Origin of the sequence: Nocardia sp. NBC_01009 (genome assembly GCF_045208035.1) — a bacterium.
Lineage (GTDB): Bacteria > Actinomycetota > Actinomycetes > Mycobacteriales > Mycobacteriaceae > Nocardia.
In genome coordinates, this window is sequence record NZ_CP108695.1 from 834,915 (window position 1) to 860,422 (window position 25,508).

General features: G+C 66.4%; 22 protein-coding genes and 1 pseudogene. 14 read left to right on the forward strand and 9 right to left on the reverse strand.

Features of this window, described 5'->3' with window-relative positions; genetic code table 11:
- Nucleotides 1-39: 39 nt before the first annotated feature.
- From OHA42_RS03825 to OHA42_RS03845, 5 genes are all read left to right on the forward strand, one after another.
- Nucleotides 40-1,014: a carbohydrate ABC transporter permease gene (locus OHA42_RS03825; RefSeq protein ID WP_406239066.1), complete on the forward strand. Its 975-nt coding sequence runs from the start codon at nucleotides 40-42 to the stop codon at nucleotides 1,012-1,014.
- Nucleotides 1,014-1,874: a carbohydrate ABC transporter permease gene (locus OHA42_RS03830; RefSeq protein ID WP_406234610.1), complete on the forward strand. Its 861-nt coding sequence runs from the start codon at nucleotides 1,014-1,016 to the stop codon at nucleotides 1,872-1,874. Before OHA42_RS03825 ends, OHA42_RS03830 begins: the two co-directional genes overlap by 1 nt.
- 372 nt (nucleotides 1,875-2,246) lie before the next feature.
- Nucleotides 2,247-4,577: a transglycosylase domain-containing protein gene (locus OHA42_RS03835; protein ID WP_406234612.1), complete on the forward strand. Its 2,331-nt coding sequence runs from the start codon at nucleotides 2,247-2,249 to the stop codon at nucleotides 4,575-4,577.
- Between the two features lie 183 nt (nucleotides 4,578-4,760).
- Nucleotides 4,761-5,219 (forward strand): effector binding domain-containing protein, encoded by a 459-nt coding sequence (locus tag OHA42_RS03840; RefSeq protein WP_328407426.1) that lies wholly within the window; start codon nucleotides 4,761-4,763, stop codon nucleotides 5,217-5,219.
- A 9-nt stretch (nucleotides 5,220-5,228) separates the two neighbouring features.
- The gene (locus tag OHA42_RS03845) at nucleotides 5,229-5,654 is read left to right on the forward strand and encodes a GyrI-like domain-containing protein (RefSeq protein ID WP_328407428.1); all 426 of its coding nucleotides are present in this window, start codon (nucleotides 5,229-5,231) and stop codon (nucleotides 5,652-5,654) included.
- Between the two features lie 405 nt (nucleotides 5,655-6,059).
- On the opposite strand, the gene OHA42_RS03850 is transcribed toward OHA42_RS03845, so the two are convergent.
- From OHA42_RS03850 to OHA42_RS03865, 4 genes are all read right to left on the reverse strand, one after another.
- On the reverse strand, nucleotides 6,060-7,151 hold the full coding sequence (locus OHA42_RS03850; protein WP_328407429.1) for an inositol-3-phosphate synthase: 1,092 nt from the start codon (nucleotides 7,149-7,151) through the stop codon (nucleotides 6,060-6,062).
- Complete coding sequence (locus tag OHA42_RS03855) at nucleotides 7,144-7,701, reverse strand: PadR family transcriptional regulator (RefSeq protein WP_328407431.1); 558 nt, start codon at nucleotides 7,699-7,701, stop codon at nucleotides 7,144-7,146. Before OHA42_RS03855 ends, OHA42_RS03850 begins: the two co-directional genes overlap by 8 nt.
- Nucleotides 7,702-7,828: 127 nt before the next feature.
- Nucleotides 7,829-8,638, reverse strand: coding sequence for a DUF1707 domain-containing protein (locus tag OHA42_RS03860; protein ID WP_406234614.1), 810 nt, complete (start codon nucleotides 8,636-8,638; stop codon nucleotides 7,829-7,831).
- A gap of 7 nt (nucleotides 8,639-8,645) precedes the next feature.
- Entirely contained in the window at nucleotides 8,646-9,764 is a 1,119-nt protein-coding gene (locus tag OHA42_RS03865; protein ID WP_406234615.1) for a DUF1707 domain-containing protein, read from the reverse strand.
- 114 nt (nucleotides 9,765-9,878) lie between these two features.
- Between OHA42_RS03865 and OHA42_RS03870 the strand changes: the two genes are divergently transcribed.
- Together OHA42_RS03870 and OHA42_RS03875 are read left to right on the forward strand one after the other, a co-directional pair.
- Nucleotides 9,879-10,295 carry a DUF5318 domain-containing protein gene (locus OHA42_RS03870; RefSeq protein WP_328407434.1) on the forward strand — a complete coding sequence of 139 codons (417 nt, stop codon included), beginning with the start codon at nucleotides 9,879-9,881 and terminating at the stop codon, nucleotides 10,293-10,295.
- 97 nt (nucleotides 10,296-10,392) lie between these two features.
- Complete coding sequence (locus OHA42_RS03875) at nucleotides 10,393-13,188, forward strand: transglycosylase domain-containing protein (RefSeq protein WP_406234617.1); 2,796 nt, start codon at nucleotides 10,393-10,395, stop codon at nucleotides 13,186-13,188.
- Nucleotides 13,189-13,672: 484 nt separating this feature from the next.
- On the opposite strand, the pseudogene OHA42_RS03880 reads toward OHA42_RS03875, so the two are convergent.
- Nucleotides 13,673-14,250, reverse strand: a pseudogene (locus OHA42_RS03880) (amidase family protein); the annotation flags it as partial.
- A gap of 456 nt (nucleotides 14,251-14,706) precedes the next feature.
- Here OHA42_RS03880 and OHA42_RS03885 point away from each other — a divergent pair.
- The gene (locus tag OHA42_RS03885; RefSeq protein ID WP_406239067.1) at nucleotides 14,707-16,413 is read left to right on the forward strand and encodes a glycosyltransferase family 87 protein; all 1,707 of its coding nucleotides are present in this window, start codon (nucleotides 14,707-14,709) and stop codon (nucleotides 16,411-16,413) included.
- Nucleotides 16,414-16,440: 27 nt separating this feature from the next.
- On the opposite strand, the gene OHA42_RS03890 is transcribed toward OHA42_RS03885, so the two are convergent.
- Nucleotides 16,441-18,042: a TerD family protein gene (locus OHA42_RS03890; RefSeq protein WP_406234619.1), complete on the reverse strand. Its 1,602-nt coding sequence runs from the start codon at nucleotides 18,040-18,042 to the stop codon at nucleotides 16,441-16,443.
- A 31-nt stretch (nucleotides 18,043-18,073) separates the two neighbouring features.
- Nucleotides 18,074-19,444, reverse strand: a complete 1,371-nt coding sequence (locus tag OHA42_RS03895) for a TerD family protein (RefSeq protein ID WP_406234620.1) — start codon at nucleotides 19,442-19,444, stop codon at nucleotides 18,074-18,076.
- Between the two features lie 208 nt (nucleotides 19,445-19,652).
- Between OHA42_RS03895 and OHA42_RS03900 the strand changes: the two genes are divergently transcribed.
- From OHA42_RS03900 to OHA42_RS03910, 3 genes are read left to right on the forward strand one after another with little or no spacing between them, the layout of a single operon-like run.
- The gene (locus OHA42_RS03900; RefSeq protein ID WP_328407445.1) at nucleotides 19,653-20,276 is read left to right on the forward strand and encodes an AIM24 family protein; all 624 of its coding nucleotides are present in this window, start codon (nucleotides 19,653-19,655) and stop codon (nucleotides 20,274-20,276) included.
- Between the two features lie 9 nt (nucleotides 20,277-20,285).
- Nucleotides 20,286-20,981 carry an AIM24 family protein gene (locus OHA42_RS03905; RefSeq protein ID WP_406234623.1) on the forward strand — a complete coding sequence of 232 codons (696 nt, stop codon included), beginning with the start codon at nucleotides 20,286-20,288 and terminating at the stop codon, nucleotides 20,979-20,981.
- 3 nt (nucleotides 20,982-20,984) lie between these two features.
- The gene (locus OHA42_RS03910; RefSeq protein WP_328407449.1) at nucleotides 20,985-21,749 is read left to right on the forward strand and encodes an AIM24 family protein; all 765 of its coding nucleotides are present in this window, start codon (nucleotides 20,985-20,987) and stop codon (nucleotides 21,747-21,749) included.
- Between the two features lie 78 nt (nucleotides 21,750-21,827).
- On the opposite strand, the gene OHA42_RS03915 is transcribed toward OHA42_RS03910, so the two are convergent.
- Nucleotides 21,828-22,526, reverse strand: coding sequence for an HAD family hydrolase (locus OHA42_RS03915; protein WP_406234625.1), 699 nt, complete (start codon nucleotides 22,524-22,526; stop codon nucleotides 21,828-21,830).
- Between the two features lie 136 nt (nucleotides 22,527-22,662).
- On the opposite strand from OHA42_RS03915, the gene OHA42_RS03920 reads away from it, so the two are divergent.
- Both OHA42_RS03920 and OHA42_RS03925 read left to right on the forward strand, forming a co-directional pair.
- Complete coding sequence (locus tag OHA42_RS03920; RefSeq protein ID WP_406234627.1) at nucleotides 22,663-23,301, forward strand: hypothetical protein; 639 nt, start codon at nucleotides 22,663-22,665, stop codon at nucleotides 23,299-23,301.
- Between the two features lie 74 nt (nucleotides 23,302-23,375).
- Entirely contained in the window at nucleotides 23,376-23,813 is a 438-nt protein-coding gene (locus OHA42_RS03925) for a MerR family transcriptional regulator (protein WP_328407454.1), read from the forward strand.
- Between the two features lie 41 nt (nucleotides 23,814-23,854).
- On the opposite strand, the gene OHA42_RS03930 is transcribed toward OHA42_RS03925, so the two are convergent.
- Complete coding sequence (locus OHA42_RS03930; RefSeq protein WP_406234628.1) at nucleotides 23,855-24,601, reverse strand: IclR family transcriptional regulator; 747 nt, start codon at nucleotides 24,599-24,601, stop codon at nucleotides 23,855-23,857.
- Nucleotides 24,602-24,751: 150 nt separating this feature from the next.
- Between OHA42_RS03930 and OHA42_RS03935 the strand changes: the two genes are divergently transcribed.
- On the forward strand, nucleotides 24,752-25,501 hold the full coding sequence (locus tag OHA42_RS03935) for an MIP/aquaporin family protein (RefSeq protein ID WP_406234630.1): 750 nt from the start codon (nucleotides 24,752-24,754) through the stop codon (nucleotides 25,499-25,501).
- Nucleotides 25,502-25,508 lie beyond the last annotated feature (7 nt).

Consider the following 25,508-nt stretch of genomic DNA (forward strand, 5'->3'; position numbering starts at 1 on the left):
CCTTCGGGAACGACCACCCGCGTGTCGAGCGACGGCCACCTGCCGCCGAAGCGCGGGTTCGGTGGAACATTGGCTTTGCAGCTTCGGAGTTCCGGTAAGGCGTGGCTATTCGTCACGCCGGTGTTGATAACGCTGGCCGTCGTCGTCGGCTACCCGGTGTTCCGGGCGGTCTTCATGTCGTTCCAGAAGGATGCCGGGCTGGATCCGGCGACCGGGATGTTCGTCGAGGGCGGTAGCGCCGGATTCTCGAACTACACCCACTGGCTGTTCCAGCAGTGTCAGGCCGGCGGCGAGACGGTGTCCTGCCCCACCGGCAACCTCGGATCGCAGTTCTGGCTCGCGATCGGCGTGACGCTGTTCTTCACGGTGATCACCGTGACCCTCGAGGCGACACTCGGCCTCGGCATGGCGATGGTGATGGGAAAGACCTTCCGTGGCCGGGCCCTGCTGCGGGCGGCGGTGCTCATTCCGTGGGCGATCCCGACCGCGGTCACGGCGCGACTGTGGGAGTTCATGTTCCAGTACGACGGGGTGGTGAACCGGCTGCTCGGCACGCACATCCTGTGGACCTCCGAGGCGTGGCCCGCGCGGTTCGCGGTGATCGCCGCCGACGTGTGGAAGACCACGCCGTTCATGGCCTTGCTGCTGCTCGCAGGCCTGCAGGTGATCCCGGCCGACGTCTACGAGGCCGCCAAGGTCGACGGCGCATCGGCCTGGCAGCGCTTCACCCAGATCACCCTGCCACTGCTCAAGCCTGCGTTGCTGGTCGCGGTGCTGTTCCGGACGATGGACGGACTTCGCCTCTACGACCTGCCCGCGATCATGACGCTCGGCAACCCGGCGACCCGCCCGATCTCCGCGCTGGTGGTCGAGCAAGTCCGTCAAGGCCCGAACAGTGCGGCCGCATTGTCGACGATCACCTTCCTGCTCATCTTCGCGGTGGCGTTCCTGTTGGTGAAGGTCTTGGGTGCGAATGCCGTTCGGACCCAGGAAGAACAGCGGGAGGCGCACTGATGGCCACCACGACCCCTACGACCCCCTGGACCAAGCGGCTCGGTTCCGTGCGGCTGTACCTCGGTGCGCTGATCGTGCTGGTGTGGGGCCTCGGACCGTTCTACTGGATGGCCGTCACGGCATTCCGCGATCCGGACTTCACCTTCGACAACACCCCGTGGCCAACCCATCTCACGTTCGAGAACTTCCGCAACGCCTTCGACACCAGCCGCGGCAACGATTTCGGTAAGGCGCTGCTCAACAGCGTGGTCATCGGCGCGGCCACCACAGTGTTCGCCCTGGTGCTCGGCGTGCTGGCCGCCTACGCGCTGGCCAGGCTCACCTTCAAGGGCAAGTACCTGGTGTCCGGGCTGATCCTGAGCGCCTCGATGTTCCCGGTGGTCGTGCTGGTCACGCCGCTGTTCCAGCTGTTCACCAATCTGGGCTGGATCGGCGAGTACCAGGCGATGATCATCCCGAACATCTCGTTCGTGCTACCGATGACCGTCTACATCCTCGCCTCGTTCTTCGCGGAGCTGCCGTGGGAGCTCGAGGAGGCCGCGCGCATCGACGGCGCGACCAAGTTGCAGGCGTTCCGGCTGGTGATGCTGCCACTGGCGGCACCCGCGGTGTTCACCACCGCAATCCTCGCGTTCATCGCCGCGGTGAACGAATACCTTTTGGCGCGACTGCTTTCCAGCGACAAGACCGAGCCGGTGACCGTCGCGATCGCGCGCTTCTCCGGCAACAACCCCCTGGTGCAGCCCTACGCCGCCATCATGGCCGCGGGCACGATGGTCACCATTCCGCTGGTCATCATGGTGCTGCTGTTCCAGCGCCGCATCATCTCCGGTCTCACCGCGGGCGGCGTCAAGAGCTGACCGTGTCTGATTTGCAGCGCCTGCGGCGCTGCGTGTTCGCGGCTGTGTTGGATTTGCAGCGCCTGCGGCGCCGCGTGTTCGCGGCCCCCAAGGCTCGCGTCCGAGCGGCCGAGACTCGCGACTTCGTCGCATGCGCTTCGGCCACTCGGACGCGAGCCGGCCGCGAACGGTCGCTCGTAAGACTCGCTCCGTGGTGGTCGATTCTTTAGGGATCTCGCAGAACAAAAGCAGGCCGAACGGGCCGTTTGGGCTGGCTTGCGGTGATATGCTCGCGGGTCGCTGCGGCCTGGCGGAGACAACAACGTGCCAGGGTTGTAGCCCGGTTCCGATCGTTGACCGTGCAGGTGAGTTTTACCGACGCTCCGGGAGGAGATGATCGTGAGCTCGTTCGGCAAGCGGCGAAGACGCGGTAATCCCCGGCGCGCGCGGGGCAAGTCGTCGGCCGCACCGTATGCCTCCATCGCGGGATGGAAAGAGCGGACGACCACACCCACCGACCGCAAACGGTCCACTCGCCCGCCGAGATCACGCCGGACGACCACACCGGCCGAGCCGGTCCCCGCCCCGGCCGAGCGGCCGCAACGCACCCGCGGCGAACGATTCCGGCGGCTGGTGCTTGCCCTGTTCACCATCTTCGTCGCGGTGCCGTCGGTGCTCTGTGTGCTCGTCTACTGGAGCGCGGAAATCCCCGATCCGACCTCGGTGCAGACCAACCAGATCGCCACCATCCTCGCCGCGGACGGGACCACGGTCATCGCCAAGGTTGTTCCCCCCGAAGGCAATCGGACCCCGATACCGTTGAGCGACGTACCGCGACCGATGCGCGACGCGGTGCTCTCGGCCGAAGATCGCAATTTCTACAGCAACCCCGGCTACTCGACCTCCGGATTCCTGCGCGCCGCTCGCGACAACCTGCTCGGGCGCGGGGACGCGGGCGGCGGTTCCACCATCACCCAGCAGTATGTGAAGAACGCCTTCCTCGGCTCCGAACGCACCCTCACCAGGAAGATGCGCGAGTTGGTCATCGCGGCAAAGATCGCGCGGCAGTGGAGCAAAGACGACATCCTCGCCGCCTACCTCAACACCATCTATTACGGGCGCGGCGCCTACGGTGTCGCCGCAGCGGCGAAGGCATACTTCGACAAGCCGGTGCCACAGCTGACCCTGGCCGAGGGCGCGGTGCTTGCCGCGGTCATCCGCACGCCCTCGATCCTCGACCCGGAAACCCATCTCCCCGAGCTCACGGCCCGCTGGAAGTACGTGCTCGACGGGATGGTCGAGATGGGGGTGCTCGCGCCGGGCAACCGCGACGCGGCTGTGTTCCCGCCGATCGTCCCGATCTCCCAGATCCCCGACGAGAACGTGGCCCGAGGTCCGGAGGGCCTGATCCGCGCGCAGGTGTTGCGCGAGCTGCGCTCCTCCGGTGTCAGCGAGCGGGACCTGAACACCGGTGCGCTACAGATCACCAGCACCATCGATGCGCGAGCCCAGCAATCCGCGCTCGGCGCTGTGCACGACCGGCTCGATTCGCAGCCGCCCGAGCTGCGTAGTGCGGTGGTATCGATCGACCCACGTTCCGGCGCGGTGCGCACCTACTACGGCGGCAACGACGGCCTCGGCTACGACTTCGCACAGGCGCCGCTGCAGACCGGGTCCGCATTCAAGGTGTTCGCCGTGATCGCCGCACAGCAGCAGAGCATTCCGCTCTCGCGCGTGCTCGACAGTTCACCGGTGACCGACCGTGGCACCAGAATCACCAATGTGGACGGCGAGTCGTGCGGCAGGTGCACCATCGCCGAAGCATTGAAGCGGTCGCTGAACACCAGCTTCTACCGGCTGACGATGACGATGTTCGACGGCCCGAAAGCCATCGCGGACGCCGCCCATCAGGCGGGCATCCCGGAGGAGATCCCTGGCGTGGCAGGCAAAACGCTCACCGAGGAGGACGGACATCCGCTGAACGGAATCGTGTTGGGCCAGTACCTGGTTCGCCCCATCGACATGGCCTCCGCGTACGCGACGATCGCCAATTCCGGTGTCTACCACCAGCCCTACTTCGTGCAGCGGGTGGTGACCGGCGACGGCCGGGTGCTGCTGGACCGCGGTGCGCCCGAACAGCAGGTCGGCAAGCAGCAGCCGCCGGGACAGCAGCGCATCCCGCGCGCCGTCGCCGACAGCACCATCCAGGCGATGACACCCATCGCGGCGTATTCGAACGGCCACAATCTGGCCGGCGGCCGTCCCTCAGCCGCCAAGACCGGCACCACCGAACTCAACGACACGAAGTCGAACAAGGACGCGTGGATGATCGGCTTCACCCCGTCGCTGTCGACCGCGGTATGGATCGGCACCGAACAATCCCAGCCGATCCAGACCGCACGCGGAGCCGACATCTACGGTTCCGGGCTGCCCGCCGACATTTGGAAACAGACGATGGACGGCGCACTCGAAGACACACCCGTGGAGCAATTCCTCGCCGCAGGCGGCCAGGAGGCGAGCAAGCCCTCCGGTGGTAGCTACGACATTCTGAATCCGCCGAAGAGTCCGTCGCAGGAGCCGAGCAAGCCCTCCGGTGGTAGCTACGACGTTCTGAATCCGCCGGAGAGTCCGTCGCAGGAGCCGCTCATCGTGATCCCGCCCGCGCCACAAGACCCCAAACATGTGGAGATTTTCCCAGGATTGAGCATCCCGGTACCGGGATGATGTCGAATGTGCGACCACGCTCCCACCGGGAACGGATGACGTGGCAGCATCGTTTGCCAGAGTGAGAGCGAAAGCGAGGGCCTCGACCCGGCACCGAACCGGGTCGGCGCCGATGCCGCGGGCACGATGCGGAAGGATATGCGCTCGAGCGACGACGAAAGACTAGACATAGGGGCTACGCCGGTGGATTTCAATGTCGTTGACCGTCCCGAGACGCTGGTGGCGGGAACAGTACTTCGCAGCCCCGCGCTCGCGGTCGAAGGGCCGCGCCGCGCGCGGGTCGAAGAAGCGTGGAAGCGCAATCTGGCCCGCTCGCTGCCCGGGCCACCAACGACCGCATATGTCGACCACGCGCCCGAGATCAACTCGTATCTGACCCACATCGTCGGCTACCGCTGCCGGTCCCTCGCCGACCTACTGCCCGGTGATGTGCTCGCGCGGGTGCCCGCGGGCAGATTCGCCCGGTTCACGGCCAGCGGGGACAACCTCGGTGACACCATCGTGTCGATCTGGCGCGCGGTGTGGGACGCGGAGGCCGCAGGCCGGTTCGTGCGCGCCTACACCGGCGATTCGGAGCACTATCCGGATGCCCGCACGGTCGAGGTGTTCGTGGCACTGGCAGACGATCAGATCGACGAGTAGGAACGGGCTGTGGACTTCGAGATAGTCACATTGGATGAGAGCCTGGTCGCCGGACTCACGGTGCCACTCGCCGGTCGCGAGGTGAGCGCACGCGACCTGGACCTGGTGAACTTCACCTGGGACAGATACCTGGCACGGGAGAAGAACGTAGCGCGCGTAGCCGCCTACATCGGCCAGAACGATCACGCGGTCGCCGTGCTCGGATACGAGGTCGCGGCGATGGAGGACATGGACGCGGGCGACGTCGTGACCCGGGTACCTCAGGGCCGCTACGCGAAATTCGTCGTCTCCGACAAGCCCTACGATTTGCTGCGCACCGCATGGGCCCAAGTCCGCAAGGCCGAAAGCGCAGGCACCATCACCCGCTCACACACCGCCGAGATCGAGCGCTACACCGGCCCGACCTCCGTAGAGGTCTACGTCTCACTGGATTAATGCTCGAAACAATCGAGGGCTGGGTGCGGATATCCGCACCCAGCCCTCGATTGTGCGCTGTCCTACCCATCGGCAAGAGGCGGCCGATGGAATCGCGAGATCCTCACCGACGCCCCCCTAGGCACGACGACATCTTCCGAGCGAAGCGAGACCGAGAACCAGAGTTCCCGGCGCATCCCACCGCCACAGCCGCCGAAGCGCCTCAACCGAAGTCGCAAGCTCAACTACCAACGCCCCACTCGGCACGGATGATGTCTTCCGAGCGAAGCGAGACCGAGCACTAGAGTTCGCGGCCCGTCTCGCTTCCGAGTCGTCGAAGCGCATGCGCCGAAGGCGCGAGTCTCGACGGCTCGGAAGCGAGACCAAGGGGGCCGCGAACACGCAGCGCCGCAGGCGCTGCCAAAACTACTCAGCGCCGATGATGAATGCCTCGAGTTGGGTGCGGGCGACGTCGTCGGCCAGCTGCTTGGGCGGGGACTTCATCAGGTACGCCGAGGCCGGGATGACCGGTCCACCGATACCTCGGTCGAGGGCGATCTTGGCGGCGCGCACCGCGTCGATGATGATGCCTGCGGAATTGGGCGAGTCCCACACCTCGAGCTTGTACTCCAGGTTCAGCGGCACGTCACCGAAGGCACGGCCCTCGAGCCGGACGTAGGCCCACTTGCGGTCGTCGAGCCAGCCGACGTGATCGGACGGGCCGATGTGCACATCGTTGGCGCCGAGTTCCTTCTTCAGGTTGCTGGTAACGGCCTGGGTCTTGGAGATCTTCTTCGACTCCAGCCGCTCCCGCTCGAGCATGTTCTTGAAGTCCATGTTGCCGCCGACGTTCAGCTGCATGGTGCGGTCGAGCTGCACGCCGCGGTCCTCGAACAGCTTGGCCATCACGCGGTGGGTGATGGTCGCGCCGACCTGGCTCTTGATGTCGTCGCCGACGATCGGAACACCGGCATCGGTGAACTTGGCGGCCCACTCCGGATCCGAGGCGATGAACACCGGCAGCGCGTTGACGAAGGCGACACCCGCGTCGATGGCGCACTGCGCGTAGAACTTGTCGGCCTGTTCCGAGCCCACCGGGAGGTAGGACACCAGGACGTCGACCTTGTTGTCCTTCAGCACCTTGACCACGTCGACCGGCTCGGCCTCGGACAGCTCGATGGTCTCGGCGTAGTACTTGCCGATGCCGTCGAGGGTCGGGCCGCGCTGCACGACGACGTCGCTCGGCGGCACATCGGAAATCTTGATGGTGTTGTTCTCGCTGGCGAAGATCGCCTCGGACAGGTCGAAACCGACCTTCTTGGCGTCGACGTCGAAAGCAGCGACGAACTTGACGTCGCGGACGTGGTACTTGCCGAACTTGACGTGCATAAGGCCCGGCACGGTCGCGGTTTCGTCGGCATCCTTGTAGTACTGCACGCCCTGGACCAAAGAAGATGCGCAGTTGCCCACGCCCACGATGGCCACGCGAACTGTGTCAGCCTGGTTCGTTTCAGTCATGGCCGATGTTTCCCTCTTTCTGTGGTGCCGCATTCGTCGATTGCTCCGCTGCAATCAACTCGTTGAGCCAGCGCACTTCGCGCTCGCTTGATTCCAGACCGAGTTGGTGGAGCTGTCGGGTGTAGCGATCCAGCGACCCGCTGGCCTTCTTTATCGCCTCCCGCAGTCCTTCTCGGCGCTCCTCGACCTGCCGCCGCCTGCCCTCCAGAATTCGCATCCGCGCTTCCGCAGGGGTGCGACTGAAAAACGCCAGGTGGACGCCGAAGCCGTCGTCGGTGTAGTTCTGCGGTCCGGTGTCGGCGAGCAGTTCGGTGAACCGCTCCCGGCCCGTCGATGTCAGCTGGTAGACCCGCCGCGCCCGGCGCATGGCGACGCCTGCGGCGTTCTCCTCCGCGATCAGCCCGTCTGCCTGCATTCGGCGCAGCGTCGGGTAGAGCGACCCGTAGGAGAAGGCCCGAAACGGCCCGAGCAATCCGGTGAGTCGCTTGCGCAGCTCGTACCCGTGCATGGGCGATTCGAGGAGCAGCCCGAGAATTGCCAGCTCGAGCATCGGGCTTCACCTCCCTGACTTGTGTACAGACCTAACCGATGGATGCGACTTCTGACTATATCGGAGCGATATAACCAGGGACAGCCCTTGCCGACAGATGAGGTGTCTGCGCAGGTGGTGAGGAGTGCTAGTGACTGGGGGTGGAGACCCGGAGGGGCTCTCCGGTGAACGTCACGGTCAGGAAGCCCGAGGCATTGGCCTCGTTCTTCGTATAAATCTGGAGGACGGGCTCGGCATCGGCAGCGGCGCTGGAGTCGAACTCGGCGCTGGCATGGGTCACGGTGCCGCCCGGCGTCTTCGTCGTCTGCGCAGCACCCGCAAGGAGCCCAGCGAGCGCACGCACGTCCAGGACGGCGAGATCCAGGGTGCGCACATCGGGTTTGCGGCCGGTGGCTGTCGTCGGCTTCCGGAAACTTCCGTCGTAGTGATAGCGGGCGGTCACGGTCGGATTGCCGGCCGCTTGCCGTTCGAAGAGCACGTATTCGGGATACAACGTCACCTTGTCGACCTTCGTATCCCCGAATTCGGCGCGATATTCGGCGATGAAGTACGCAAGACCCGCACCGGTAGTGAGCACCGGCACGTGCTCGGAGGACCCGAGCGATCCGGGCCCGTCGGCCGCGCACCGGGTGATGCCGCCGACCGCTGCGCCGAAAACCGCGGCAGCGATGATGCCGGCCAACGGCACCAACCAGCGCCGAGGGCGGCGGCGATCCGCCCGGACGACGGGAGCATCGGCGAGGTTGTCGGGGATCTGCAGGTCCCCGACAATGTCGTCCAGCTCACCGAAGGACTTGGCCCGCATGGCCTTTGCGGTGCGCGCGGTGTGCTCGTCATCGGTGAGCTGGCCCTCGGCCAGTGCGGCGTCGAGCAGGCCGCACACATCCGCACGGTCGGTGTCGCGGGCTCGAATTCCGCCGTATCGTGTTGTCGCCATTACCCGGTCATCCTTCGAACGGCCACGCACGAGTGACCTCACCCGCCGGGGTCAGAATCATGTGGCCGGACTCGTTGAACTTGTTGCCCGCATAGATCGAGACGAACGGCCGGTCCTTGGCGATGCCGTAGTAGCTGTAGGTGCCGGAATCGTTGACCTCGACTGCCATATGGGTCACCGCGCCGTTCGGCACCCGCAGGGTGCCCGGCGCTTTCGCAAGCGCATCGGACAGCGCCGCCAGATTCAGCTCGGCCAGATCGGCGGCGGACGTGCCGGCCTTGCGGCCGGTGACTGCGCCGCTCTGCTGGAATCCGCCGCGATAGTCATAGGTGACCACCCGGTTCGGCTGACCGGGCACCGCACGTGAGACGCGGGCGTACTCGTCGAACAGGGTCAGTTCGTCGACTTGTAGGTCGCCGAACTTTTCCTGGTACCGCTGCAAGAACAGCGTAAGACCCTCGGCGGTAAGAATATCGGGCGTCGCAACCACCACCGGTTGGACAGCGCCCAGATCGGGCGTGTGGGCGGCGACGGGCGCCACGGGCGCTGCTTCGGTTTCCGAGACTCCGATGGTCAGTGCGAACCCGGCGCCTGCCGCGCCGGCGATGGCCACCGAGACCGTGATCAAGTACCACTGAAGTCGACTCGAGTGCGGCGGCCGCGCTGGCGGCGGCGCATCGGCCGGTCGCTGTAGATCGTCGACGAGTCCGGCCAGATCTCCCAGCGTTGTGGCCGCTGCGGCCAGTTCGGTGAGTGTCTCGTGTTCTTCTTCGGTGAGCTGGCCGTCGCGGCGCCCGCTGTCGAGCAGCTCGATGGTGGTGGCGCGATCGCGGTCGCCGGCCCGAGTGTGACCGGGATAACCATCCCCAGATCTGGGGCGGCGCAATAGATTTCGTGGCGGGGTGGGCCGGGCCGCAACGAGATCGCGGACGACCGCCGGCGCTTGCAGATCGCCGACCACCCGCGCCAACTCGCCGAGCGTCTTCGCTGCCGTGGCCTGCGCTGTTCGGTCGTGATATTCGTCGGCGCCGAGCTGTCCTTCGGCATATGCGGCATCCAGCACGCTGCAGGTATTCGCGCGGTCGAGGTCACGCGCTCGCGTGCGCCCGGATGCTGCTGTGGACACAGCCGAATAGTAGTCGGCTCACACCCATGACGCCCCAGTTCGGGCCCGGTTACCGGCCCGGCAATCCCGCATTGCCCAGCGCGGCCCGTTTCCATCACCGCTACTCTGGTTCTCGTGCGAATTCAGCGGCAAGTGGTCGACTATGCGCTCCGGCGTCGGTCGCTGCTGGCTGACGTCTATGCGGGCCGTGTCGGTGTCGCCGAGGTGTGTGATGCGAATCCCTACCTACTGCGTGCGGCGAAGTTCCACGGCCGGGGGAGCGAGGTCACATGCCCTATCTGCCGGAAAGAGCAACTCACGCTCGTATCCTGGGTCTATGGCGACGGCCTCGGAGCTATGGCAGGTTCGGCTCGCACACCGGAGGAATTGGTACGGCTCGCCGAGAGTCGCGAGGAGTTCTCCGTCCATGTCGTCGAGGTATGCCGGAGCTGCAGCTGGAATCATCTGGTGCAGTCCTACGTGCTCGGTACCGCTCCGGCGCCAACGCGCCGTCGCACAGGTACCCGGGCCAACCGGCGCGCTGCCGAATAATGTGCCAGGTCATCTACCCGTTGGATGATATGCGGAGCCTGCACGCGTCCGCCGCGGTGATCACGACCGCATCGAGCCATTCAGACCGTTACGAGTTATGGAGATCTTGTCAGTGAATTCGCCCTACGAGACTTCCCCCTACGGCGATGAACCGCACGGCGGCCGTACTCAGCGAAGTTCACAACCTCCGTTCCCGAATCAGCGGCCGGCCGGTCCCCCACCCGGTGGCGCGCGGCCGGGCCCGCCGCCCGGTGGACCGCGCCCGCAGCCACAGGGTGGCCCCTACCCGGGCGAGCCGCGCGGCCCACAGCCGCCGCGTCGCCAGGGACCGCCGCCCCCGCAGCGTCCGCCGCAGGGTCGTCCGGTGCCCGCGGGCGCGCCCAACGCCGTCCAGCCGACTCATAAGATCCAGCGGCCCGGTTCGCTGACCGAGGCGGTGGCCGAGCGCAACCGTCGCTCCGGGGCGCCGGCCGGATCGCGACCGGCCACCGGTCCGCGTCCTGCCGTGGATCAGCCCACCCGTGCCGACGGTGCTCCCGGCGCGGGCCCCAACGGCGAGCGTCGTGCCAGGCCCGCGGGCGCACCGCCGTCCGGACCGCCGCCGCGCCGCAATGGTGGCGGTGACGACGGGTCCGATGGGCCGGGCAGGCGCGGTCCCCGCGCGAAGAAGCGGAAGTCGCCATGGCGGATCGTGCGCCGGGTGTGCTACGTCGGCCTCGCGCTGGCCATCCTGGTGCCGAGCGCCGTGTTCCTGGTCGCCTATTCGACCGTCTCGGTGCCGAAGCCGGGCGACCTCAAGACCAACCAGGTCGCACTGATCTACGCGGCCGACGGCTCCACGGTGCTCAGCAATTTCGTGCCGCCCGAGGGCAACCGCACCGATGTGACCATCGACCAGATTCCGCCGCATGTGCGCAACGCGGTGATCGCGGCCGAGGACCGGGACTTCTACACCAACCCGGGCTTCTCCATCTCCGGTTTCGCCCGCGCCGCCAGGGATCAAGCCCTCGGCAAGGAAAGTGCCGGTGGTGGTTCGACGATTACCCAGCAGTACGTGAAGAACGCGCTGGTCGGTGACGAACACTCGCTTACTCGCAAGATGCACGAGCTGGTCATCGCGGCGAAGATGGCGCGGCAGTGGAGCAAGGACGAGATCCTTGCCGCCTACCTGAACACCATTTACTTCGGCCGTGGTGCGTATGGCATCGATGCGGCAGGGAAGGCCTACTTCGGCAAACCGGTGCAGGAGCTGACGGCAGCCGAGGGCGCGATGCTCGCCGCCACCATCCAGCAGCCCTCCGGCCTGGACCCGGAGAAGAATCCAGAGGGCGCGCGAACGCGCTGGAATTACGTGCTCGACGGCATGGTCTCCGGCGGCAACCTCAAGGCCGAGGAGCGCCAAGGCATGCAGTTCCCGCAGGTGGTGCCGGTGTCGACAACCAAGAACAAGGCCCTGGACACCGGGCCGGAGGGCCTGATCAAGACGCAGGTGCTCAAGGAGCTCAACAGCGCGGGCATCAGCGAGCAGCAGCTGAACACCGCAGGCCTCTCGATCACCACCACGATCGATCCGAAGGCGCAGCAGGCCGCCGTCGATGCGGCGACCAAGAAGATGGAGGGTGAGCCGGAACAGCTGCGGACGGCAGTGGTGTCGGTGGATCCGCGCACCGGTGCGGTGCGCGCGTACTACGGCGGCAACGACGGTCAGGGCTACGACTTCGCCAATGCCGGTCTGCAGCCGGGATCGTCGTTCAAGGTCTTCGGCCTCGCGGAGAACCTCGAGCTCGGTATCCCGCTGTCGCAGATGTACGACAGCTCGCCGGTGACGGTCAACGGCATCAAGATCACCAACGTCGAGGGCGAGCAGTGCGGCATGTGCACCATCGCGGAGGCACTCAAGCGCTCGCTGAACACCAGCTTCTACCGCATGCAGGTGGATATGCAGAACGGCCCGCAGAAGATCGCCGACATGGCCCACAAGCTCGGCATCCCCGAAACCATCCCCGGCGTCGGCAAGACACTGACCGAGCCGGATGGGTCCGGCCCGAACAACGGCATCGTGCTCGGCCAGTACCAGGCGCGCCCGCTCGACATGGCCTCGGCCTATGCGACATTGGCGGCCTCCGGCGTCTACCACGCACCGCACTTCGTGACGAAGGTGGTGACCGCCGAGGGCCAGGTGTTGCTCGACCGCGGTGATGTCGCAGGCGAGCGCCGAGTTTCCGCAGCGGTGGCAGACAACGTGACCGCAGCGATGAAGCCCATCGCCGCCTGGTCGCGCAACCACAACCTGGCGAACGGACGCGAGTCGGCAACCAAGACCGGCACCGCGCAGCTCGGCGATACCGGCGAGAACAAGGACGCCTGGATGGTCGGCTACACCCCGTCGCTGTCGACCGCGGTCTGGGTGGGCAGCGTCGACAACACACCGCTGCGTAACTACGGCGGCGGCATGATCTATGGCTCCGGCCTGCCGTCGGACATCTGGAAGGCCACCATGGACGGTGCCCTGCAGGGCACCACCAACGAGACCTTCCCGAAGCCGCCCCCGATCAAGGGCCAAGCCGGTGTGCCGGAGTGGACCGCCCCCTACACCGCGCCGTCGGCCACCGAGATGCCGTTCTTGCCGCCCGTTGTGGTCGTGCCGAGCCAGGTCGAGATCCTGCCCGGCATCACCATCCCGGTGCCCGGCGTGCAGCCGCAGCCACAGCCACAACAACGGCCGCAGCAGCGACAGGAGAACGGACCGGGACCGCTGCCGGGGCAGCCGGTGGCGCCGGCCGACGGCTCGTCACCGACGGCCACCGGAGCGCCGCGCCCCAACGGGAACGGCTATGGCAACTCGGATGAAGGACAGTCGGGTAACGGCACCCAGCCGACGCGCGGCCGGTAGTCCGAACATACGAAATCTGATCGAGTTCGAATCGAGAACCATACAGTTCGTCGCGAGATTCGAACTCGATCAGATTGATCAAATCCAGCTTCATCGGTTCGATCACCCGCGAGTTCGCCTCAACCAATATCGTTCGGCACCGAATAAACCACCGCATACAGTTCTCGATGCAGCAGATCATCGCCGACTCCGAACTGCGCGGTACGAGCGGTTGAGCAACCCGATCGCCTTTCGAGCCGGCTCATGCGATGGCTCGCGTCCTAAATCGGTGCGGTACTCGTCGTCGGACGAAACTGAACGACGGCGCCGCAGCGCCCGTGTTCGTCGGATCGGGGCCCGGCCCGGGGGCGCGCACGGACACCTCAGGCAATGCGCGCGCATTGGGCGACAGCGGCGGAATGTCACGCCAGACGGGGGCAGCTGCCTGCAGTTCGAGTCCGATCGAGATCAGCTCCGCTTCCGCCCATGGGCGTCCACCGAGCTCGTCGATGTTCCACGGATTGCCCACCTGCAGCGTGTCTGTCATGATCGCGAACTCATCGTTGTGCACATGCCCCATCAAGACCGCGCCGTTGTCGTGCAGACGCCGCCAGACCGTCGAATCACCCGCGGCGATATTGCCCTCGAGAATGCGACTCGATGCGGTGAGCGGAAGCCCGGCAACGGCATACAGGTCTTTCACCGCAATGGGCAGACCGCAGATCAGCGGCGCGTTCCCGGCCGAAAGCCGATCAGCCGCACGCTCGGCCTGCTCGTGGGCGAGCTCGGGGTAGGTACGGACCATGCCCCGGTCGCGCCGTCGAACGCCGAGCTTCGCTCGATGCAGGCGTCCAGTAGCTCTACCGGGTGCAACCCTCGGGCCTGCAGCAGGCTGGCCGCCTCCACTGCGGACAGCATCGCCGGATCGGTCGCCGCAATGCTCGCGGCATCGGGAAGTACCGGAGCGCGCCGAGCGATCGGCGGTGCTGCCGCGACCACGGCGTTGGTCAGCCCGGTCGCGGCAACTCCGGCACCGATGCCCGCGGAGCGCACGAACGACCGTCGCAACAAACGCAATTGCATTCCCATTCGAACAACTCTGTCTCCGTGACCCACTGGAAGTCACGGTTTCGTTGGTGATGCGAGTAGCCCAGGAAATCCGGGCTCGGCCCGATAATCGAAACACTGGCAGGTTTGCACAAACACGATTTTCAGCCGCTCAGCCCGAAACCGACGTTGATTTCACTGTAATATCCCGTAAAGGTTCACAGATAAATAGAATACGAATCCGAAAATGCACTATCGAATGCCGAACATCATTTTCGATCCTGGTAACATCTGTTACACATCTAATAATCGACCTCCCCTGAACCACCGGTCGATCAACGGCATACTACAGCGCTCGACCTGCCGAAAAGGTGCATCTCCAGCCATCCAGAGCCCCGACGGATGCGATCCACCATGGGCGAACAGCACCCGCTCGATCCGGACCGACAGCCAGGGCCGGTAGCCTCGGATGCCGTGAGCGATCAGCAACTGATGGACGAGGCGACGAACGGGAGCGCGCCGAAGCTCAGCGGGGGACAGTCCGCCGGACCGCACTACACGGCCCCGGCCCCGCTCGCGCCGGATCTGCGGTCGGCCGACGGGCGAGACCGACCCAGCCGCAACGATTCCCTGACAGCGCAGCTGTGCACCGTGATCGGCGGCCCGGTCGGTGATCACGCACTGATCGGCCGCGTCCGGTTCTGGACCCCGATGCGGGTGCTGCTGGCCGTCACCCTGGTTTTCCTCGCCCTCGGTTGGACAGCCAAGGCGCCCTGCATCCAGCAGACCAGCACCGCGGACGGCTCCCTCACCCTGGACTGGAACAACGGCCGCCAATACACAGCCATGTGCTATTCGGACACTGTGCCGCTGTACGGGGCAGAGCGCCTGAACGAGGGCGCGTTCCCCTACAAGAAGTCCTGGTCCGAGCAGACACCCGATGGCGGCACCGAGACGAGGTACATGGAGTACCCGGTGCTGTCGGGCCTTTATCAATACATCTCCATGGAGATCGCCAAAACCTGGGACGCACTGCCGTTGCCCGGTGCGCTGCAGGTGGTCATCTACTTCAATGTCGTCGCATTCGGCCTCGCCATGGCCTGGCTGGTCACCGTGTGGGCCTCGGCCGAACTGGCCGGGCGCCGCATCTGGGACGCGGCGATGATCGCGGTTTCGCCCTTGGTGATCGTGCACGCTTTCACAAATTTCGACGCGCTGGCGACGGCATTCGCGGCGACCGGTCTGCTCGCCTGGGCCCGGCGACGACCGCTGCTGGCCGGCGTGCTGCTCGGACTCGGCGGTGCGGCCAAGTTGTACCCATTGCTGCTGCTCGGACCGATCGTGGTGTTGTGTCTGCGCGCCGACCCGCTGCACCGGGTGCCGAGCGCGCAGGCCGGACTCCGGGTAAGCGATATCGACAGTCCGCGCACCGCACTGGCCTGGCTGCGCGACCGGATGCAGTTGCTCAGCTCACGCCCGCTCGGTGCCGCCGCCCTGACCACCGCGGCCGCGGCCGGGACCTGGCTGGCGGTGAATCTGCCGATCGCCCTGCTGTACCCGACCGGATGGCGCGAATTCTTCCGGCTCAACACCACCCGGCACGCCGACCCCGACTCCATCTACAACGTGATCACCTCGTTCACCGGCTGGCTCGGCTTCGACGGGGAGCTCACGCACAACCAGCAGCCGACCATCCTGAACGCGGTGTCACTGCTGGTGTTCGTCGCCGCCTGCCTGGTGATCGGCTATATCGCGCTCACCGCGCCGCGCCGGCCGCGGCTCGCGCAACTGTGCTTCCTGGTGGTAGCCGCGTTTCTGCTGACGAACAAGGTGTGGAGCCCGCAGTATTCGCTGTGGCTGGTGCCCCTGGCTGCGCTCGCGCTGCCGCACCGGCGGATCCTGTTGGCGTGGATGACGGTTGATGCGCTGGTGTGGGTCCCCCGGATGTTCTACTACCTCGGCCTCGACCACAAGGGCCTGCCCGAGGAGTGGTTCACCGGCACCGTCGTGCTGCGCGATCTCACGGTACTCGCCCTGTGCGCCTTGATCATTCGACAGATCTATCGGCCGGAGGAGGACCTGGTGCGCCGCGACTTCATCGACGACCCGGTCGGCGGCATCGTCGATCGAACACCGGACCCGCTGCTGCCGTGGCTGCCCGAACCACTGCGCCCACGAATTGCGTTGGCCCGCACCTGAACACACCGGGTACGGGCCGCCGCGACGTCACTGGTGCACGCGTAGGAAGCGCGCCTGCCGCTCCGGCTCTCGTGGCAACAGGTCCAGATCCAGCTGCCATGGGCTGCCGGTCCACGGATCGAACAGCGGTGTGCCGTCGACTGTCGGAAGATGCCTGCAGGCTTGCGACAACGCCGAGACCACGGGATCGCTGGAATCGGATTCGTCGCTGCCGACGATCATGGTCGACAACCCGATCAGATCGCCACGCACCATCAGCGACCCGATGCGTTGTGCATCGGCGGCCTGGTAGCCGTGCGGGAAATCCGCGGCGAGCAGTACTCGATGTTCGACCGGGGGCGTGAAAACCCCGCCCTCATAGGCCAGTTCGGCCAGTTCCGCCGCGTCGACCAAGGCCTGTAGCCGCGCCGAGATCTCGGCATGGTCGGTGACCGGCGGTCCGTTCAGCACCGGTGTCAGCGGTCCGACGAGCCCACGGAACGCCCCGGTCAGATCGATCATGTCGACGCGCACGCGCCGCCCGGGATCGGCCGCGAGCAGCCGGGCCAGCAGTGCGCCGACGACCGGGGCCGCCGCACTGCTGGATTCGGTGTCTATCCACAGCGGCCGATTCAACGGCACCGGCACGCAGTACGGCACCCGCAGCGGCCCCCGCTCGATCGCATGCAGCTCACCGAGCCGGATGCCGTCGCTCGCCGCGGGCGGACCGTCCCAAGCGGGCGATTCCCAGGACGCCAGCGACGGTGGCAGCAGCCGGTCCGCGTCGGCGAGTTCGCGCAGGAGGTGTTGGCTGTCGCGGTGGTGGTTGCCCTCGGCGACGGCGATCAGCTCGTCGCTGCGGCGGTGCGCGGCCTGCCGCGCTGCCTCGGCGGCCGGGGTGTTCCTCGTGGTGGGATCCGATACCGCGGCGGACAATTCGTGATCGAGCCGTTGGGCGGCATAGTCGCGTGCCGAGATGAGCGCGGCCGCCGAACGCGCGGCATCCTCGAAGATCATCCACAGGCGGTCGAGCCCGTGCGCGACCTCCACCGGCACGGGTCCGGCCGCGCGGGAATCGGCCCCCGGGCCGGGAATGGTGTCCTGACCATCCGATCGCGCGCCCGGCGAACCGGGACCGGCCTGCGGCGCGGCGGGCTGGTCCACCATGCCGTCGACCTCGACCCCGTGCGCGGTCAGCAGCTGCGCGAGACCACCCGCGTAACCCTGACCGACTGCGCGCAGCTTCCATCCGGTGCCGCGCCGATACACCTCCAGGCAGATCAGCGCGGTCTCCCCGGCCAACGGGGTGATCGCGAATTCCGCTGCGACTACATCGTTTTCGAACAACTCTGCGGTCACCGGCCCGAGGCCACCCGGCTGGGCGGGCGCAGCCGGATCGGCACTGACCACCAGCAGCACCGCGTTGGCATCGGCGCGGACCTCGGCGAGCCGGATCGCCACCGAGCCGTTGGACAGCGTGACACCCTGAGTCCGCGGCTGGTCATAGAACACGAAGTCCTCGGCGGCGAGCACGCGCAGGTTCTGCGCCACCACCAGTGCGGAAACATCCAGCGCAGCACCGGCTTTCGCGCTGAATCGAACGACATCACCGGTCAGCGGCGTGTTCTGACCGGCCTTGAGCTGAATCACGTTGTCTGCCCCCGTTGTTCGTGCTGTCGTATCACCCGGCCGAGAGGAACCGGCCGAGCTGCGGAACCGCCTCGCCCGGATGCTTGGCCTGGAAGCCCTCACCGAGGGCCTGCATCTTCCAGTCGCCGCCGACGCGGTACACCTTGGCCATCGCCATGGCGGTGAACCGCATGCCGCCCGCCATGGTGTACCGGGCGAGTTCGGCATTGTTGGCGCCGTCGACCAAGCGGCAGAACGCATTCTGGACCTGCTCGAAAGTGTGCCCCTTGTAGGAGGTCACCATGAACAGCAGCGTGCTGACGTGCGCCGGGATACGGGTCAGGTCGACCAGGATCACCTCGTCGTCACCCTCGCCCTCACCGGTGAGATTGTCGCCCTGATGCCGGACCGAGCCATCCTTGGAGGTCAGCTGACCGTAGTAGGCGACGTCGACGAGGTTCGCGTCGGCGAACATCGCGACCGAGGCGTCGAGGTCTACATCGACGGTCCGGTTGCCGAACATGCCTCGCGTCTGCACCGGATCCCAGCCGAGACCCATCTTGACGAAAGTCAGCGCCGCGCCGCCTTCCTTGCGGAGCGTGACCCGCTGCCCCTTCTGCAGGCTGACCGGACGATCCTTGCTCAGGCTCACCTCGGCGGGCGCCTGCTGCGGCGCAGCCTGCTGCGGGGGCGGCGGGTAACCCGGCCCCGGTGCGGGCGGCGGCGGGTAACCGGGCCCCGGCGGCGGGTAGCCCGCGGCGGGCGGCGGCGGGTAGCCGGGTCCGGGCGGGGCCGCCTGGGTCGGCGCGTATTGCGGCGCGGGCTGGGCCGGGTAGGCGGGGGTGGTCGGCGGCGGGTAATTCGGCGCGGGCTGGGCCGGGGGCGGCGCAGGCGCAGCCTGCGGCGTCGCGGCAGGGGCGTCGTCGACCGTCACGCCGTGGTCGGTGACCAGTGCCGCGAACCCACCCGCGTACCCCTGTCCGACAGCGCGCACCTTCCAGGCACCCTGCCGCCGATACAGTTCGAGCGCGATCACGATCGACTCGCTCTGCAAACCGTCGACCTGGTACTCGTACAACCGATTACCGGACGAATCCGAGACGATCGCGGTCGGCGCGGGAAAGCGGCCGAAGCTACTCGACGCGTCGTCGAGGGTGATCACCGCGCGAATCTGATCGATATCGGCGGGCACCGCGCTCAGCGACACCGCCAGCGACATGGGCTGCCCCTGCGGCGCGGGTTGCAGGTTCACGCCAGGCCCGTTCGGCTGGTTGAAGAAGACGAAGTCCGCGTCGGAACGGACCTTGCCCCGCTCGGTAACCAGCAGCGCGGACAGATCCGCTGGTGCCGTGAGCTGGATGGAGATCACCACGTCGTTGGTGGCCAGTGGACCGTTCTGGCCCTTGGCGAGTGTTGCGGACAAGGTCGACCCTTCGCTTGTCGGTGCGTACGTTGCCACTCTACGAGAAACGAACCGAATGGATGCCGCCATGACACCGGCTCCGCGAAAGCTGAGGCTGCACGAGTCGATAACGGACTGCGTCCGGCTGTGTCCGTTAAGGTGACCGCAGGCAGTTGGAATGTGGCGAATACTCCCATGTTCCCGATCGAGACAGCAGGCAAACTCCCCTATGGCGCAACTTTTCGAGCAGTCGAAAAAGGTGATCGAGGCCCACCTCGCCGGAACAAGTATCCGTGCGATCTCCGGCTCGATGATTGCCTACGAAGGAAATGTGCAGTTCAAGTCTGCCGGTTTCGGCGGCGGTGACGGTGTGATTGCCGGGCTCAAGCGGCGTGCCACCGGCGAGAAGCTGTCGCTGATGGAGTGCAACGGGCACGGCAGGGTCTTCTTCGCGGTAAACGGCCAGCACGTCACCGTGGTGAACCTCAACAACGAGACGCTGCAGGTCGAATCGCAGCAGCTGCTCGCCTTCGCGGGCAATCTGCGCACCGATGTACGTTTCGCCGGGGTGCGCGGCGCCTCCACCGGAGCGGGGCTGTTCACCACCACGGTGTCGGGACAGGGTCAGGTCGCGCTGCTTTCGGCGGGCGGGCCGCTGATCCATCTCGAGGTGTCGCCGCAGTACCCGCTGGTCGTCGACCCCGACGCCTTCGTCGCGGCGCGCGGCAATCTCAACCACTCGTTCGTCACCGACGTGTCGTGGCGCAGCCTCGTCGGCCAGGACGCGGGCGAGGCGTTTTCGCTGCGCTGGGATGGTCAGGGCGTCGTGTTGATCCAGCCGGCGGAACGGTAGGTACGGGCGATGTTCGAGAAGGTCAACGGCAAAGTCGTCAAGGTCGATGTCGGCATGGCAGGCGGCGTCGTCGCCCGCAACGGCGCGATGCTGTTCTACACCGGCGATGTCTCCTTTGCGCCGCACCAGATTCCGGGCGGCCAGGGCATGGGCGGTGGCGGCGGGCTGATGCGGATGGCCGGCCGCATGATGGCCGGTGAGCACGAGCGCACCATGTTGGCCCAGGGCTCCGGTGCGGTGCACTACGGATTCGCCGGGCTCGAGGTGCACGTGGTCCACATGCAGCAGGGGGCGACGCTGCGCGTCGAGGCCTCGCGTCTGCTTGCCAACACCGCAGGACTGCAGAGTTCGGTTGTGTCGGTGATGAGTTCGGGTGGCGGCGGTGGCGGCGGCCTGATGGGTGCGCTGCGCGGCGCCGCGGGCGGCGCGCTGACCGGGCAGGGCATGTTCACCACCCAGCTCGCGGGTCATGGTTCGGCGGTGCTGCTCGCGCACGGCGGATTCCTGGAACTGCAAGTGGGCGGGCCGAATCCGATCGTGGTCGATCCGCAGGCCTTTGTCGCCACCTACGGCAATGTGCAGACCGAGCTGAAGACGGCGATGAGCTGGCGCGACGCGGTAGGACGTGGAGCCGGCGAGGCGATGCAATTGCATTGCGTCGGACAGGGTGTCGTGTACGTGCAGGCCTCAGAAGAGAAGTTGTGAGCCATGTCCCAGATTTTGAATCCGCTGAATCTCGGTGAGAGCGACAACATTCCGGGAAACAGCTACGCCTACTGCATCGACCTGAACAAGCCGTGGTTCATGCGCAAGGGCGCGATGATCGCCTACTACGGCGATATGCGTTTCCAGATGCTCACCCACGGCCTGCAGGGTGGACTGCTGCACATGGTGTCCCAGCAGTTCTCCGCGCCGTTGTTCACCGGTGATTATGTGGTCGCAGAAGGCCACGGCAAGCTCATCATCGGCGACCGCGGCTACGACATCAATTCCTATGACCTCGAGGACAACGGCAACCTCACCATCCGTGCGGCGAACCTGCTCGCCTTCGAACCAGGTCTGTCGCTCAACCAGTCCATCGTCCCCGGCTTCCTCACGCTGATCGGCACGGGTAAGTTCCTCGCCTCGTCCAATGGTCCCGTCATGTTCGCGGAGCCGCCGCTGCGGGTCGACCCGGAATCCCTTGTCGGCTGGGCGGATTGCCCTTCGCCCAGCCATCACTACGACCAGCGGTGGGTGACGAATTTCCTCGCGGCGGGCGCGGCCGGGTTCGGCGTCAACTCCGGCGAGGAACGACAGTTCGACTTCACCGGCAGCGGAACGGTATTGATCCAATCCAGCGAAAAGGTGCTCAGCGACTCCATGCTGGTGCGCACCATCGAGGGTCAGCTGCAGAGCGGCATGACCGTCGGTGGCCTGCAACGATTGCAGGGCGTCATCGCCCAGCAACTGGGTGGTCAGCACTACGACTGAGGGCCGATCACGAGGGCGAAGGGACGCGGCCCGGTCTCGATGCGCGACGCAGGCTGATTCACCACCGATCTCGTGCGACTAACCGCGGATCAGCGGCGGCAACTCGGTCAGGCTCTTGATGCGCTCGGCCGCGGTGGCGACGCCGGTATCGCCGCGATCCAGCCAAATCCCCTGCAGCCCAGCGGCGATCGCTGCCTCGGCATCCGTCCGCAGGCGATCGCCGATGTAAACGACCTGCGAAGACGGCAACCGCAGTGCATCGCATGCGGCCAGGAAGATTGCCGGGTGCGGCTTGGCGACGCCTACTTCGCTGGAGATGGTTGCGTGGTCCGAAAGGCCTAGGAGACCGATCTTCGCCAGCTTGCGGCGCTGCTGTTGCGAATCGCCGTTGGTGATCACACCGAGCCGCATCTTCGGGTGCTCGGCAGCGAGCGCCGCCACAGCGGGTGCCACATCGGGATAGGTCCGCCACGCCGCCTCGTACTGCGCCAGATATTCCGCGAACCACGCGTCCGCCCGGTCATCCGACCAGACCCCCTGACCGAACTCGTCGGCGAGATGAGTGATCCGCAGGCGTCGTTGCTCGGTGAAGGTCAGCTCACCCGCGAGGTAGCGATCCATCGCCCATGCTTCCAGCTCCCGCCACCGGCGCGCGAGACCATCCCGATCGGGGACGAAGGGGAACCCGGCACGGACCGCCGCCTCCGCGGCAGCGTCGTGGTCGAGGAGCGTTCCATCCACATCGAACAGGACGGCTTCGACGCAAAAGATCGGCACACGATCCATTGTCGCAGTCGCAACGGAAGCGCAGGAGGACTCCGGGATCCTCCTCGGCCTCCTCCGTTCGGCCGACTCGGACTATCCCGCTGCGTCGCTAGTTTCCGCAGATGGGTCGTTCTCGTTGGGAGGCAACATGAGTATCGGACTGCTGATCGTCATCGTCGTCGCGGCCGTCGCGTTGATCGTGAAACGGTTTCGGGGCGAGCCGATGAATGCGCGGGATACGTTCGGTACGCCGCTGATTCTGGTGGCGATCGGGATCTACAGCGTCACCAAGGTCGAGGACCTCGATGGCACCGACATCACCTGGCTGATCATCGGCGGCATAGTCGGCGTCACCTTCGGCGCGATCCGCGGCACCACCATCGGGATCTTCGACCGCGACGGGCATCTCTGGCAGCGGTACACGGTGCAAACCGTTGCGGTGTGGGCTATTTCGATGGTCGTCGGCTTCGGGGTCGGGACGCTCGGCACGGCCATGGGTATGCACCACGATGCCCGGCCTGCCACGCTGTCGATCGGCATCGGCATGGTCGGCGAGATGCTGACCCTGGGGGTTCGCGCGCTGTCCACCGGTGTGCCGTTCGCGCCCGACAAAGACAGTTCGCGCGCATCCGACCGTTCGCAATCACCGCTGGACCGCTACCTCGGCAAGCCGTCCCAGCCCGCTCCCGATCGGCCGCGCCCAGGTGAACAGGAGCGCAGGCTGCATCATTCACCAACCCTGCGCGACGGACTCGACTGGCTGAACCAGGCCCGCGATCGCAGGTAAGCGGCATACCACGACTTTGTCGGTCATCTCGACTAACCTCCGACTTGAAGCGCGATTCAAGTCAAGGAGACACAATGGCCGACGCCCTGCTGGATATCGCCGAGGTGGCCGAACGCGCGGGGCTCGCCCCATCGGCACTGCGCTTTTATGAGAAACGTGGTCTCATCGCCGCCGACGGCCGCAACGGATTGCGGCGCACCTACCGTCCCGACATCCTCGGCCGCCTCGCCCTGGTCGCTTGCGCCCGCGGCGCGGGCTTCACCATCGCCGAAATCGCCCGCTTCATCCGAGCCACACCCAGCGACACCGAACTGCGCGCCCGGATGGCCGACAAGGCCCGTGACCTCGACGACGACATCGCCCGGCTCATCCGAATGCGCGACAGCCTCCGCCACGCATCGACCTGCACCCACGAGCCCCTGGTCGAATGCCCCGATTTCAAGAGCACCTTCGAAACCCCTGAAGCCCAAGCCATTCGGACGCCGGCGACCGCGAGAACTGGACTGCGGTAACAGACGAGCAAGCAGCGCCGGGACGCGATCGCAGCGCCGGATCACCGATCCGGGGTGGCAGGCCAACGGGTGGAACCGAGTTCGCGGGAGATGGTGCGCGCGGTGGTGCGGACTGCGTCGACGGTGGCGTCGGAGGCGGGCCAATCCGGCGTCGGAATGACTGCGCCGACCGCGCCGACGACGCTGCCGGTGCGATCGAAAATGGCTCCGGCCACACAGGATTCGCCGAGCACGGCCTCGTCACATTCGTAGGCGAGACCCGACGATGCGACCGGTCGCAGGTGTTCGAGGAAGGCCGCGGGATCGGTGATTGTTTCGCCGGTCATGCTGCGCAGCGTCGTCGCGTCGAGCGGCGTCAGGAACGCGAGCATGGCCTTGCCGAGAGCGCTTGCGTGGGACGGTATTTCGATGCCGACCTCGGGCATTTGCCTACTACCGTCCGGTCGGGGTTCGTGATGGATGATGACCACATCGTCGCCGAAGAGCACGCCGACCCGGACGGCGAGTCCGGTGGTCCGCGCCAGTTCGTGTGACCAGGTAAGGGCCCTGGCCCGCAGGTCGAGCGTGTCGAGGTAGACGTTGCCGAGCCGCAGCACGGCAGGTCCGAGCTGATAGCGGCCGCCGCCGTGTTCCTGCACGACGACTCCGTGGGCGGCGAGCGTCCGGACGATGCCGTGCACCGTTGTCGCCGCGAGTCCGAGCTCCGCCGCGAGCTCGGACAGGGTCATCCGCCGCGCGCCCTGCAGTGCGAACAGTATGCGAACGGCCCGGTCGACCGACTGGATCACGCGGCTTCCTCCCTGTGCTTTCGAGCGACCTGCAAGCAGTCGCAGGCGGCCGAATCCCACCGACTCTTGTGACCTGCGCTACATCCACGTACTCTACGAATCACATTCGACATTGTCGAATCTCGTTCGAAACAATTTCGGGAGTCTCCCATGGATGGACTGCGGACGCCGCAAAAACTTGCGGCGGAAGTGCTCGGCACGGCGTTCCTCGTCTTCATCGGCGTCGGATCGGTACCTGCCACGCTCATGGTGAACGGCGACGCACCGTTCACCATGGCCGACCTCGGCATGATCTCGCTTGCCTTCGGCACCGTGGTCCTGGCCACCGTGTATGCCTTCGGGCACGTCTCAGGAAACCACATCAATCCTGCGGTGACCCTCGCGCTCGCGTTGAACGGGCAGTTCCCCTGGCGGCAGGTTCCGGCTTACCTCGCCGCCCAGGTCGCGGGTGCGGTGCTCGGCGCGTTCGCCATCATCGGTGTGCTCGGCGACCGTGCCAGCGCGGTCGGCCTCGGTGTCGCCGCCTACGGCCAAGGCGTCGGCGCAGGGCAGGCGTTCATCGCCGAGTTCGTCGGCACCTTCATTCTCGTGCTGACCGTGCTGCTCGTCGTGCACCGTGCCGCGGCGCCCGGCTTCGCAGGCGTCGCCATCGGACTCGTGGTGTTCGCGGCCATCATCCCCGTCGCACCCGCCACCGGCGCGTCCATCAACCCGGCGCGGACGCTCGGGCCGATGCTCGTACAGCAGGTGTGGGGCGCGGAGGTGGCCTGGAGCCAAGCGCCGGTGTATCTCGCCGCCGAATTCCTCGCCGGTGTCGCCGCCGCCTTTGCCGCCCGCGCCCTGACCCACATCAAGACCCTGGCAGGCGCGAATCACGACGCGCTCGAAACCGCCGCATAACAGGAGA

Coding starts and splice junctions, on each gene's coding strand:
- OHA42_RS03830 (WP_406234610.1), top strand. CDS start 1,014: ATGGCCACCACGACCCCTACGACCCCCTGGACCAAGCGGCTCGGTTCC.
- OHA42_RS03835 (WP_406234612.1), top strand. CDS start 2,247: ATGATCGTGAGCTCGTTCGGCAAGCGGCGAAGACGCGGTAATCCCCGG.
- OHA42_RS03850 (WP_328407429.1), bottom strand. CDS start 7,151: ATGACTGAAACGAACCAGGCTGACACAGTTCGCGTGGCCATCGTGGGC.
- OHA42_RS03855 (WP_328407431.1), bottom strand. CDS start 7,701: ATGCTCGAGCTGGCAATTCTCGGGCTGCTCCTCGAATCGCCCATGCAC.
- OHA42_RS03860 (WP_406234614.1), bottom strand. CDS start 8,638: ATGGCGACAACACGATACGGCGGAATTCGAGCCCGCGACACCGACCGT.
- OHA42_RS03875 (WP_406234617.1), top strand. CDS start 10,393: ATGGAGATCTTGTCAGTGAATTCGCCCTACGAGACTTCCCCCTACGGC.
- OHA42_RS03885 (WP_406239067.1), top strand. CDS start 14,707: ATGGACGAGGCGACGAACGGGAGCGCGCCGAAGCTCAGCGGGGGACAG.
- OHA42_RS03900 (WP_328407445.1), top strand. CDS start 19,653: ATGGCGCAACTTTTCGAGCAGTCGAAAAAGGTGATCGAGGCCCACCTC.
- OHA42_RS03905 (WP_406234623.1), top strand. CDS start 20,286: ATGTTCGAGAAGGTCAACGGCAAAGTCGTCAAGGTCGATGTCGGCATG.
- OHA42_RS03910 (WP_328407449.1), top strand. CDS start 20,985: ATGTCCCAGATTTTGAATCCGCTGAATCTCGGTGAGAGCGACAACATT.
- OHA42_RS03920 (WP_406234627.1), top strand. CDS start 22,663: ATGAGTATCGGACTGCTGATCGTCATCGTCGTCGCGGCCGTCGCGTTG.
- OHA42_RS03925 (WP_328407454.1), top strand. CDS start 23,376: ATGGCCGACGCCCTGCTGGATATCGCCGAGGTGGCCGAACGCGCGGGG.
- OHA42_RS03935 (WP_406234630.1), top strand. CDS start 24,752: ATGGATGGACTGCGGACGCCGCAAAAACTTGCGGCGGAAGTGCTCGGC.